This window comes from Microbacterium sp. SORGH_AS_0888 (assembly GCF_030818905.1).
Taxonomy (GTDB): Bacteria; Actinomycetota; Actinomycetes; order Actinomycetales; family Microbacteriaceae; genus Microbacterium.
The window spans coordinates 3,535,625-3,547,163 of the sequence record NZ_JAUTAZ010000001.1; the positions used below are offsets into that span (position 1 = coordinate 3,535,625).

10 protein-coding genes are annotated in these 11,539 nt (G+C 71.3%); 4 read left to right on the forward strand and 6 right to left on the reverse strand.

Annotated elements, in window-relative coordinates:
* Positions 1-14 precede the first annotated feature (14 nt).
* The 4 genes from hpaD to QE381_RS17365 are packed head-to-tail and all read right to left on the reverse strand — an operon-like array spanning position 15 to position 4,925.
* On the reverse strand, positions 15-1,178 hold the full coding sequence (hpaD, locus tag QE381_RS17350; protein WP_307220198.1) for a 3,4-dihydroxyphenylacetate 2,3-dioxygenase: 1,164 nt from the start codon (positions 1,176-1,178) through the stop codon (positions 15-17).
* A 41-nt stretch (positions 1,179-1,219) separates the two neighbouring features.
* Positions 1,220-2,743, reverse strand: a complete 1,524-nt coding sequence (gene hpaE / locus QE381_RS17355) for a 5-carboxymethyl-2-hydroxymuconate semialdehyde dehydrogenase (protein WP_307220200.1) — start codon at positions 2,741-2,743, stop codon at positions 1,220-1,222.
* Entirely contained in the window at positions 2,740-3,432 is a 693-nt protein-coding gene (locus QE381_RS17360) for a GntR family transcriptional regulator (RefSeq protein ID WP_307220202.1), read from the reverse strand. The genes hpaE and QE381_RS17360 overlap by 4 nt, the downstream gene beginning before the upstream one ends.
* A complete protein-coding gene (locus QE381_RS17365; protein ID WP_307220204.1) occupies positions 3,429-4,925 on the reverse strand; it encodes a fumarylacetoacetate hydrolase family protein in 1,497 nt (498 codons plus the stop codon). Before QE381_RS17365 ends, QE381_RS17360 begins: the two co-directional genes overlap by 4 nt.
* Before the next feature lie 115 nt (positions 4,926-5,040).
* Between QE381_RS17365 and QE381_RS17370 the strand changes: the two genes are divergently transcribed.
* Positions 5,041-6,414, forward strand: coding sequence for an MFS transporter (locus QE381_RS17370; protein ID WP_307220206.1), 1,374 nt, complete (start codon positions 5,041-5,043; stop codon positions 6,412-6,414).
* A gap of 96 nt (positions 6,415-6,510) precedes the next feature.
* Here QE381_RS17370 and QE381_RS17375 read toward each other — a convergent pair whose 3' ends face one another.
* Positions 6,511-7,929, reverse strand: a complete 1,419-nt coding sequence (locus QE381_RS17375) for an aldehyde dehydrogenase family protein (protein ID WP_307220208.1) — start codon at positions 7,927-7,929, stop codon at positions 6,511-6,513.
* A 274-nt stretch (positions 7,930-8,203) separates the two neighbouring features.
* On the opposite strand from QE381_RS17375, the gene QE381_RS17380 reads away from it, so the two are divergent.
* Positions 8,204-9,448 carry a styrene monooxygenase/indole monooxygenase family protein gene (locus QE381_RS17380; protein ID WP_307220210.1) on the forward strand — a complete coding sequence of 415 codons (1,245 nt, stop codon included), beginning with the start codon at positions 8,204-8,206 and terminating at the stop codon, positions 9,446-9,448.
* Positions 9,441-9,755: an EthD family reductase gene (locus tag QE381_RS17385; RefSeq protein ID WP_307220212.1), complete on the forward strand. Its 315-nt coding sequence runs from the start codon at positions 9,441-9,443 to the stop codon at positions 9,753-9,755. The genes QE381_RS17380 and QE381_RS17385 overlap by 8 nt, the downstream gene beginning before the upstream one ends.
* A 62-nt stretch (positions 9,756-9,817) precedes the next feature.
* Here the strand turns inward: QE381_RS17385 and QE381_RS17390 are convergent, their stop codons facing one another.
* Positions 9,818-10,774, reverse strand: a complete 957-nt coding sequence (locus QE381_RS17390) for a helix-turn-helix domain-containing protein (protein ID WP_307220214.1) — start codon at positions 10,772-10,774, stop codon at positions 9,818-9,820.
* A gap of 193 nt (positions 10,775-10,967) precedes the next feature.
* Here QE381_RS17390 and QE381_RS17395 point away from each other — a divergent pair, with 193 nt between their 5' ends.
* Positions 10,968-11,513 (forward strand): flavin reductase family protein, encoded by a 546-nt coding sequence (locus tag QE381_RS17395; RefSeq protein ID WP_307220216.1) that lies wholly within the window; start codon positions 10,968-10,970, stop codon positions 11,511-11,513.
* Positions 11,514-11,539: the final 26 nt, after the last annotated feature.

An 11,539-nucleotide genomic window follows, 5' to 3' on the forward strand; every position in this document is an offset into this window, starting at 1 on the left:
CGCTCCATCGGGCGTCAGAGCTGGTGGCCCAGCTTGTACTCGCCCTGCTTCCACGCGGGGAGGGACTCGTCCTCGCCGGCGCGGGTGTAGCTGAAGCCGTCCGCACCGATCGTGGCCGCCATCTCGCTGGAGTCCGTGCGGGCGCGCACCGGCTGCGGGTTGCCGTCGAGGTCGAGGACGAGCGAGGCCTCGGTGTACCAGCTGGGGACCACGGGGTTGCCCCAGAAGTCGCGACGCTGGTTGTCGTGCACGTCCCAGGTGACGACGGGGTTGTCGGGGTCGCCCGTGTAGTAGTCCTGGGTGTAGATCTCGACGCGGTGGCCGTCGGGGTCGCGCAGGTACAGGTAGAACGCGTTCGAGACGCCGTGGCGCCCGGGTCCCCGCTCGATGCGGTCCGAGATGCGCAGCGCGCCCAGCTTGTCGCAGATCGCGAGGATGTTGTGCTTCTCGTGCGTCGAGAACGCGACGTGGTGCATGCGCGGTCCGTCGCCGCCGGTCATGGCCGTGTCGTGCACGGTGGGCTTGCGGCGCATCCAGGCCGCGTACACCGTGCCCTCCTCGTCCTGGATGTCCTCGGTCACCCGGAAGCCGAGGTCCTGCATGAACCTCGTCGCGCGGGGGACGTCGGGGGTGACCTGGTTGAAGTGGTCCAGGCGCACGAGCGCGCCGGGGGTGTAGAGGTCGTAGCGCCAGGCGAGACGCTCGACGTGCTCGACGTCGTGGAAGAACTCGTACGGGAAGCCCAGCGGGTCGACGACGCGCACCGAGTCGCCGATGCCCTTCGTGAAGCCGTCCGGGTTGCGGCGGACGTCGCAGCCCAGCTCGGTGTAGAAGGCGACGGCTCGGTCGAGGTCCTCGGTCGAGCGCACGCGGTAGCTGAACGCGGCGACGGCGGCGACCGGTCCCTGGCGCAGCACGAGGTTGTGGTGGATGAACTCCTCGAGCGAGCGCAGGTAGATCGTGCTCTCGTCCTCCTCGGTGACCGTCAGCCCCAGCACGTCGACGTAGAACCGCCGCGAGGCGGCGAGGTCGGTCACCACGAGCTCCATGTACGCGCAGCGCAGGATGTCGGGCGCGGGCGCCGAGGGCGTCGGGACCGGGTCGTCGGTCGTGATGGGGGCCTCCTGCGACACGTAGAAGCCGGAAGAGGTGAGGGTCATGTCGTCGCGTGTGGTCATGTCAGCGTCCTTGCTCTCTGGTCGGGTCCTCGGGAGAGGGCCTAGCGGTCCTGCTTGCCGAACGTGGGGTTGTGCACCTCGCCGAGCGTGATGTGCACCGCCTGCTGGTCGGTGTAGAAGTCGATCGAGCGGTACCCGCCCTCGTGGCCGAGCCCCGACGCCTTGACGCCGCCGAACGGGGTGCGCAGGTCGCGCACGTTGTTCGAGTTGAGCCAGACCATGCCGGCCTCGATGCTCTGGGCGATGTTGTGGGAGCGCTTCAGGTCGTTGGTCCAGACGTATGCGGCGAGGCCGTACTTCGTGTCGTTCGCGAGGGCGAGGGCCTCCTCGTCCGTGTCGAACGGGGTGATCGCCACGACGGGGCCGAAGATCTCCTCCTGGAAGATGCGGGCCGTGGGCGGCACGTCGGCGAACACCGTCGGGGCCACGAAGTTGCCGAAGGCGAAGCCGTCGGGCCGGCCGCCACCGGCGACGAGGCGTCCCTCGCCCTTGCCGATCTCGATGTAGCCCATGACCTTCGCGAAGTGCTCCGGGTGCACGAGCGCCCCGACCTCGGTCCTCGGGTCGTGCGGGTAGCCCACGACGACGCGCCGGGCCTGCGCCGCGTAACGCTCGACGAACTCGTCGTAGACCTCGCGCTGCACGAGGATGCGGCTGCCCGCCGTGCACCGTTCGCCGTTGAGCGAGAACACGCCGAAGATCGTGGCGTCGATCGCGGCGTCGAGGTCCGCGTCGGCGAACACGATGGCGGGGCTCTTGCCGCCGAGCTCCATCGACAGGCCCTTGAGGTGCGGGGCCGCGTTGCCGAAGATGATCTGCCCCGTACGGCTCTCACCGGTGAAGGAGATGAGCGGGACGTCGGGGTGCTTCACGAGCGCGTCCCCGGCATCCTCGCCCAGTCCGTTCACGAGGTTGAACACGCCCTGCGGCAGCCCGGCCTCCTCGAAGATCCCGGCCCACAGCGATGCCGACAGGGGGGTGAACTCGGCGGGCTTGAGCACGACCGTGTTGCCGGTGGCGAGCGCGGGGCCGAGCTTCCACGACTCGAGCATGAACGGCGTGTTCCACGGGGTGATGAGGCCCGCCACACCGATCGGCTTGCGGTTGACGTAGTTGATCTGACGTCCCGGCACCTTGAAGGTGTCGTCGGCCTGGGCGACGATCAGGTCGCCGAAGAACCGGAAGTTCTCCGCGGCGCGGCGTGCCTGACCGAGCGCCTGCGTGATCGGCAGCCCCGAGTCGAAGGACTCGAGCTCGGCGAGCCGGGCGTCGCGCGACTCCACGATGTCGGCGATGCGGTGGAGGACGCGGGAGCGCTCGCGGGGCAGCATGCGCGGCCAGGGACCCTCGTCGAACGCACGCTTCGCGGCCGCGACGGCGCGGTCGATGTCGGCCTTCTTGCCGGCGGCGGCCCGGACGTAGACCTCGTTGGAGACCGGCTCCAGCACCTCGAAGGTGTCGCCGTCCTCCGAGTCGACGAAGGCGCCGTCGATGTAGTGCCGGATGCGGTCGGGCAGGTCCGCCGGCACGTGCCGGGCGTCCAGACGGGGAGCGGTATCGGTCATGATGCCTCCGATTCGGTGGGGCGGGGGGAGTCGTGGCGCCGGGCGGCGAGGAAGGCGTCCGTCGTGCGCCAGCGGTGGTTGCGGGCTGCGAGCTCGATCTCGATCGGGTCCGCGCCGGCACGGATGAGGTCGATGATCTCGACGTGCTCGGCGACGGAGTGGTGGGCGCGCCCCGGCACGAACGCGAAGGTGGTGTCGCGCAGGTTCGCGAGGCGACCCCACCCGCGGTGGACGAGGTCGAGGATGTGCGGGTTCGGGCACGGCTCGTAGAGCACGGAGTGGAACTGCTGGTTGAGGACCGTGAACTCGTGCGGGTCGAAGTCGTCGAGGAGGATGGTCATGCGCTCGTTGACATCGAGCGCCCGCTCGAGGTCGGAGGCGGAGAGCAGTGGCGCCGACAGCGAGGTCGCGGCCCCCTCGACGAGACCCAGCGTCTGCATCGCGAACACGTACTCGCGCTCGTCGAGGTAGGCGACGCGTGCGCCCACGTTGCGCTCGAAGCTCACGAGCCCCTCGGCCTCGAGGCGGCGGATCGCCTCGCGCACGGGGACGACGCTCATGCCCAGCTCGTCGGCGATCGCGCCGAGCACGAGGCGGTGCCCGGCGTGGTACTCGCGTCCGACGATGCGGGCGCGCAGCCAGTCGTAGGCGCGCTCGGACTTGCTCGCCGCCAGCGTCGTCTCGGTCATCGCCCGCGCTCGTCCTCGTAGCGCGCCCGCCACTCGGCGTTCAGCGGGAACAGGCCCTCGACCGGGTGACCCTCGGCGACGCGGGCCGCGATCCAGGCGTCCTCGTCCTCCTGGGCGAGCGCGGCATCCGCGACCTCCTCGGCGAGCGCGGGCGGCAGGACGATCACGCCGTCGGCGTCGCCGACGAGGATGTCGCCGGGCTGCACGGTCGTGCCGCCGCAGCCGATCGTGACGTCGTGCTCCCAGGGAACGTGCTTGCGACCGAGGACCGCCGGGTGAGCGCCGGCCGTGTAGACGGGGATGCCGACCGCGGCGACCGCGTCGTAGTCGCGCACGCCGCCGTCGGTGACGATGCCGGCGGCGCCGCGGGCGTGGGCGCGGATGGCGAGCACGTCGCCGAGCGTGCCGGAGCCCGACTCGCCGCGGGCCTCGATCACGATCACCTCGCCGGGGCCGACCGTGTCGAAGGCGCGCTTCTGAGCGTTGTAGCCGCCGCCGTGCGCGGCGAAGAGGTCCTCGCGGTTCGGGACGAATCGGAGCGTTCGCGCCGTGCCGACGAGCTTGGCGCCGGGGTGGACGGGATGTACCCCGTCGATCGTCACGTTGTCGAGCCCGCGTCTGCGCAGCTGCTGGGAGAGACCGGCGACCGGCACGCGCTCGAGCTTGGCGCGCAGCGCGTCGGTGAGCACGGGCGCGGGCTCCTCGGGCGCGGGGAGCCCCGCCGCCTCGGGCGAGCCCCACGCCTCGGCGCGCTGGAGGTCGTCGACGGCGGGAAGCGAGCCGAGCGCCGGGTCGAATCCGCGCTCGCCGGGCACGACGGTCGTCACGAGCCGTCCCGAGGAGGGTGCGCCCGGCGCGGTCGGCGCGTCGACCTCGACCTCGACGACGTCCCCGGGCACGACGACGGAGGATCCCGCCGGGGTGCCCGTGAGGATGACGTCGCCGCACTCGAGCGTGAAGTGCTGCGAGAGGTCCGCGACGATCTGGGCGAGGGGGAAGAGCAGGTCCGTGGTCGTGTCGTCCTGTGCGAGCCGTCCGTTGACCCACACCCGCACCCGCAGCGCCTCCGGATCCACCGCGCGGGCGTCGATGAGCGCGGGTCCGACGGGGGTGTAGCCGTCGCCCCCCTTGGAGCGGACGTTCGACCCGCGGTCGTTCGCGCGCAGGTCGTACAGTCCGAAGTCGTTGGATGCCGTGACCCAGCCGACGTGCTCCCACGCCCGCTCGATCGGCACCCGGCGCGTCGGTTCGCCGATCACGATCGCGACCTCGCCCTCGAAGGCGAGCAGCTCGGTGCCGGCGGGGCGCTCGATCGTCGCGCCGGAGGCGGCGACGGAGCTCGACGGCTTGAAGAAGTAGGACGGCGCGGAGGGGCGTCTCCCGCGCTGGTCGGCGCGGGAGGGATAGCTGAGGTGCACCGCGATGATCTTGCCCGGCCGCTGCGGCAGTGCGGCGAAGCGGGGGTCCGCGCCGTCGGTCGTGTGGGTGGTCATGAGCTCCCTCGCTCTTGCAGGTCGGTTTGGATCGTATATGATCCGTGAGTGCCACGGCAAGCCGTGCACCGGCTTTCCGGACGACGCAGTCCACCAGACGAAGGAGTCATCGCGCATGAGCGCCTCACCATTCACGAACCGCATCGCCACGGGTGCGGACATGAGGAAGGTCGCCGTCGCGACCGTCATCGGGACCACGATCGAGTGGTACGACTTCTTCCTCTATGCCAACGCGGCCGGCCTGGTGTTCGCGACGCTGTTCTTCCAGCCGGCCGGGGCCCAGGCGGGCGTGCTGCTGTCCTTCGCGACCGTCGGGGTCAGCTTCCTGTTCCGTCCCCTCGGCGCGTTCCTCGCCGGTCACTTCGGCGACCGGATCGGCCGCAAGGCGATGCTCGTGTGGACGCTGATCCTCATGGGCGGCGCGACGACCCTCATCGGCGTGCTCCCGACGTATGCCCAGATCGGCATGCTCGCGCCGATCCTGCTCGTGCTCCTGCGCGTCCTGCAGGGGCTGTCCACGGGCGGCGAGTGGGGCGGCGCGGTGCTCATGGCCGTCGAGCACGCCCCGCAGGGGCGGCGCGGCCGCATGGGGGCGTTCCCGCAGATGGGCGTGCCGCTGGGCATGCTGCTGGCGTCCGGCATGCTCGCCCTCATGACCGGCGTGATCTCGCCCGGTCAGGCCTTCGTGGAGTGGGGCTGGCGCATCCCCTTCCTCCTCAGCTTCGTGCTGATCGTGGTCGGCATCCTCGTCCGCCGCACGGTCGAGGAGAGCCCCGTGTTCACCGAGCTGTCGCAGAAGCGCGAGCGCACGCGGATGCCGGCCGTCCAGCTGTTCCGCAGGCACTGGCTTCTCGTCATCCTCGCCGCGCTCACCTTCGCCGGCAACAACGCGGCGGGCTACATGACCACCGGCGGCTTCCTGCAGAGCTATGCGACCACGCCGGTCGCCGACGGCGGCCACGTCGGCATGGAGCGCACTCCCGTGCTGCTCGCCGTCGCCGCCTCGGCGCTCGTGTGGCTCCTGTTCACCTGGATCGGCGGCGCGGTCTCCGACCGGATCGGCCGGCGCAACACCTACATCATCGGATGGATCGTGTTCCTCATCACGGTGTGGCTGCTGTTCCCGTTCGTGAACACCGGCAACGCGTGGCTGTTCTTCGTCGGGATCGCGCTGTTCACGGTCGGGAACGGGTTGACCTACGGGCCGCAGGCCGCCTACTTCACGGAGCTCTTCCCCGCATCCATCCGCTACTCGGGCGTCTCGATCGCCTACGCGATCGGCGCGATCCTCGGCGGCGCCTTCGCTCCGCTCATCTCGGCCTGGCTGGTCCAGGCCACCGGCACCAGCTGGGCCGTCGCGTGGTACATCGCGGCCGTCATGGTGATCGCCTTCGCCGCGACCCTGCTGCTGCGCGATCGCACGAACGTGCCGCTCGGCCTCAGCGCGGAGAAGGAGGGCGCACCCGATCCGATCTACGGCCTGAAGTGAGCCGGAGGGGCGGCCTCGCGGGGCCGCCCCTCCTCCCGGCAGCTGCAGGACGGACGGATGCGTCGGCCCGGTGTGCAGCCGCCACCGGCCGCCTCGTCAGTACGAGATCACCTTCGGGGCGGCGACCGCCTTCAGCCCCGCGACGCCGAACTCCTGGCCGTACCCCGACGCCTTGACCCCGCCGAACGGAACCTGTGGGTTGAGCCCGCCGTGCTGGTTGATCCACACCGTCCCCGCCTGAAGCCGGGCGGCGACGGCTTTGGCGGCGTCGAGGTCCTGCGACCAGACCGAGGCGCCCAGGCCCTGCGCGGAGTCGTTCGCCCGGCGCACGGCCTCCTCGACGTCGGTGTAGGCGAGCACCGGGATCACCGGCCCGAACTGCTCCTCGACCACCAGGGGCGCCGCGTCGTCGATGTCGGCGACGACCGTCGCCTCGAAGAACAGCGGGCCCAGGGCGGGGGCGGGATGCCCGCCCGCGACGATGCGCGCGCCGCGGGCACGGGCGTCGTCGACGAGCCTCGACACGATCTGGAACTGCGTCTCGTTCTGCAACGGCCCGAGCACGTTGGCCTCGTCGAGCCCGTGCCCCATGGGAGTCGACGCGGCCAGATCGGCGAGGGCCTGCACGACCTGCTCGTACTGCGACTCGTGCACGTAGAGGCGCTTGAGCGAGGCGCAGGTCTGTCCCGTGTTGATGAAGATTCCCCAGAACAGGTCCTGCGCGATGGCCGCGACATCCGTGTCCGGAAGCACGATGCCCGCGTCGTTGCCGCCGAGCTCCAGCGTGAGCCGCGCGAGGTTCTGGGCGGAGGACTCCACGATGCGGCGCCCGGTCGCGGTCGATCCGGTGAACATCACCTTGTCGACGCCCTCGTGCCCGGCGATCGCGGCGCCCACCTCGCGGTCGCCCGAGACCGCGGCGACCACGCCTGAGGGCAGGTGACGGGCGAACACGTCGACGAGGGCGAGCACGGAGAGCGGGGTGTGCTCGCTCGGCTTGACGACGACCGTGTTGCCCATCCGCAGCGACGGTGCGATCTGCCAGACCGTGATCATCATGGGCCAGTTCCACGGGCCGATCGCCGCGACCACACCGAGGGGGTCGTAGTGCACCTCCGCGCGAGAGGCGCCCGCCTCGAACACGACCTCCGGTTCGAGGGGGGTGTCGGCGGCGTTGCGGGTCCACACGGCGCACGCGCCGACCTCGAACCGTGCGTTCGGCCCGTTCAGCGGCTTGCCCTGCTCGCGCGACAGAAGGCGGGCCAGATCCTCGGCCTCGGCCTCGATGTCATCGGCGATCGCGCGCAGGATGCGGCTGCGCTCGGCGTGCCCGAGCGCAGCCCACGCGGGCTGCGCCGCGCGCGCGGCGGCGATCGCACGGTCGAGGTCCTCGGTCGTGTGCACGGGTGCGTGGCCGATCACCTCGCGGGTCGCGGCATCCTGGATCGCCCGGCCCTCGCCCTCTGCGACCGTGATGCGCTCGAGCAGCGGACGGGAAGCGGTGGTTCGGGTCATGGTGATCCTCCTCGATCGACGCACGGGCGGAGCGGACGCGCCCCGCCGCCTGGGGCCATTCTCGGTCGGCGACGACCGTCGCCCGTGGTCGCGACGTGCACGGGACTGGTCGCAGCGTGCACATCCGCGCGGCCTGGTCCGTCGACGCGGTCATCTGGTGCGTGGGCGCCCGTCCCGGAGGCGCGACGTTCCGCACGGCATGCTCGGCGGGCTACCGTCGGCGGCACGCGCGGCTGCAGCGAAGCGCCGCGCGGACGCATCCGAAGGAGCTGCTATGACGAACATCGGCATCGTCGGCGCCGGGACGGCAGGCCTGCATCTGGGCCTGCTGCTCCGACAGCACGACATCCCCGTCACCATCTACACCGACCGCACCGCCGAGCAGGTCGCGGCGGGACGTCTGCCCAACAGCGTCGCCCACCACGCCGTCACGGTGGCCCGCGAGCGGGAGCTCGGGGTCGACCACTGGCCGGTCGAGGAGTTCGGCTACTTCTGCCATCACCACTGGGTCGGCGGTGGAGCGGACCTCTTCTTCCGCGGCGACTTCGCCAGCCCCTCGCGGGCCGTCGACTACCGCATCTACCAGCCCGCGCTCATGGGCGACTTCGAGGACCGCGGCGGCCGGATCGAGATCCGCTCCGTCGAGGCGGAGGACCTGGACGCGCTGAGCGCGGGCCACGACGCACTGGTGGTCGCCTCCGGGAAGCGGTCGCTCGGGGAGTTCTTCGGCGTCAACCGGGCGAAGTCGCCCTACACGTCTCCGCAGCGCCGGCTCATGGTCGCGCTGTGGCACGGCGTCGAGGACGAGGACACGAGGAGCGTGACGCTGAGCATCGCGCCGGGGCACGGCGAGCTGCTCGACATCCCGCTGTTCAGCTTCGCGGGGCACACGCACGCGCTGCTGTTCGAGAACATCATCGGCGGCGACACCGAGGTGCTCGCCGACGCCCGCTACGACGACGACCCCGAGGCCTTCCGCCGGCTCGTGCTCGAGAAGCTGCGCGCCTACCATCCCACGGTCGCGCGGCGGGTGGACGAGGCCTCGTTCGCGCTGGCACGGCCGCAGGACCTGCTGCAGGGCGCGGTGACCCCGGTCCTGCGCAACGACTACCGGGTGCTCGAGAACGGCACGGTCGTGATCGCCGCCGGTGACGTGCACTCCGTCCTCGATCCGGTCATCGGTCAGGGCGGCAACTCGGCGTCCTACTCCGGGTACACCGTCGGCCAGGAGATCCTCGAGGACCGCGGGTTCGGCGCCGACCTCGGCCGCCGCGCGGCGGAGCGTCGGCGCGAGCGGGTCGAGAAGGTGAGCGACTGGACGAACCTCATGGTGCAGGTGCCGCCCGCGGATCACCTCATCGGCCTGCTCGGAGCCATGAGCACGTCGCGATCGCTCGCGGACGAGTTCACCCAGAACTTCAACGATCCGGTCGCGCAGTGGGACACTGTGCTCGGCTCACCCGAGATCGCGGCCGCCGCGATCTCCCGCAACGCCCGGAAGGAGCACATCGGTGCATAAGCTCATGGTCCTCTACCCCGAGCCCCTCGATCGGGTCGCCTTCGAGGAGCACTACCGGTCCGTCCACCTGCCGCTGTGCGAGAAGCTGCCGGGGGTGCGGGAGATCACGTTCTCGCTCCGTGTGGACGACGGACCGGAGCCGGCGCCGTACTTCGCGGTCTTCGAGGCGGTCTTCGACTCGGCGGAGGCGCTGGGGGCGGCGCTCGGCTCGCCCGAGGGCGCGGCCGTGCAGGCGGACGTGCCGAACTACGCGACGGGCGGTGCCACCGTGCTGACCTTCGCCGCCGAGGAGCTCGTGCGGGTCTGAGGACGACGGCGACGGGACGGGGCGCGTGCTCCGTCCCGTCGCCGTCCGCGAGGACCTCGGGGTCAGTCCCCGGCCCGGTAGGCGCTCGGCGAGGTGCCCGTCTCGGCGCGGAACAGCTTGCTGAAGTGCGACGGGTCGGTGAAGCCCCAGGACGCTGCGATCGCGGCGACGCCGTCGCGGGCGCGGCGCGGGTCGCGCAGATCCCGCCGCACGTGGTCGAGCCGACGGTCGCGCACCCAGTGCGAGACCGTCGTGCCGCGTCGCTGGAAGAGCGTGTGCAGGTGCCGGGTCGAGATGTAGGCCGCCGCGGCGATCCGCTCCGGCCCGAGATCGGGATCGGCGAGGTGCGCGTTGATGTACCGGTCGATGCGGAACAGGATCTCGGCGTGCGGATCCGACCACGGTGCGTCACGGAGCTCGTGCCCGACCATGGTGGCGATGAGGTCCATCGTGTTGTGGGTGACCTGGAGCCCTGTCGCCTCGTCGAGGGACGGCAGCGCGCTCGCGAGCCCCGCGAGGAAGTGCCCGATCGCGCGGGCGAAACCCTGGTCGCCGGGGATGCGCACGGCCGTCAGCCCGCGCAGGATCGTCGCGTCGACGTTGATCATGCGGTGCGGGAACATCACGACCACCGCCGCGATGTCCTCGCTGAACTCGAGCGTGTAGGGCCGGCTCGTGTCGTACAGGACGATGTCGCCCGGCGCCAGCGTGGCCGTGCGCTCGTCCTGTGCGAGCAGCCCGGCGCCGCTCAGCTGCAGCGTGAGCTTGACGTAGGACTCGGATGACGCGGCGACGAGCTCGGGGGAACGGGTCACCGAGTGCCCGCTCGCCCGGATCGTCGAGAACAGCACGCCGTCGTTGACGCGACCCTCGAGCCGTGCATGGAACGGCGCGGCGCGCGGCGCATCCACGAGCAGCGGCACGAACGACCGCGAGGCGATCGCCTGCCACTCCTCGCGGGCACAGGCCTGCTCGCGGATGAGCCCCGGGAGGATCTCGGCTCGATGGGACGGTTCCATGCGCGTCTCCCTCACATCGTCGTGATCGGTGCGGCCGGCCCGCACCCGCGTTCCCACCATGCTAGGTCGCGCCCCGCTCGTGCGGGCGAGAGCGGATCGCGGCGCTCAGAGCCAAGCGTCGCTCGCGGACGCACCAGACCCGGGGCGCGTCGGGGGCGCAGCATGGAGCGACCAGGTCAGAGAGGACCGCGACATGATGATGACCACGATCGGCTCGTTCCCGCCGGAGTCGGCGCTCTTCCGCCCGACGGCGCACTTCTTCCGGGGCGGCCTCGGCCGCTTCGTGACCGGTGTCGCGGTCGTGACCTTCGACACGGTCGATGCGACCGGGGAGCCGCTCCGACACGGCATCACGGTGAACTCGTTCACCTCGGTGTCCATGGAGCCCCCGCTCGTGCTGGTCTCCATCCAGCGCACCGTCCGCACGCACGAGATGCTGGGCGAGGGCCCGTTCGCGATCAACATCCTCGGTGCCGAGCAGCAGGCGCTCGCGCTGCACTTCGCGGGGCGCCCTCAGATCGACCCGGTCTGGGAGGAGGGCGAGCGCGCGCCACGGCTCGCGGGCGTGCTCGGCTGGTTCGAGTGCGCGCCCTGGGCCCAGTACGACGGCGGCGACCACACGCTCTTCGTCGGCGAGGTCTGCGCCTTCGCCTACCGCTCCGGCGATGCCCTGGGCTTCGTCAACGGGCAGTTCACGACGGTCCCGGAGGCCCCCCGCGGTCACGAGCTCATCTTCTGACCCGTCCCGCCCTCCACGATCGGAAC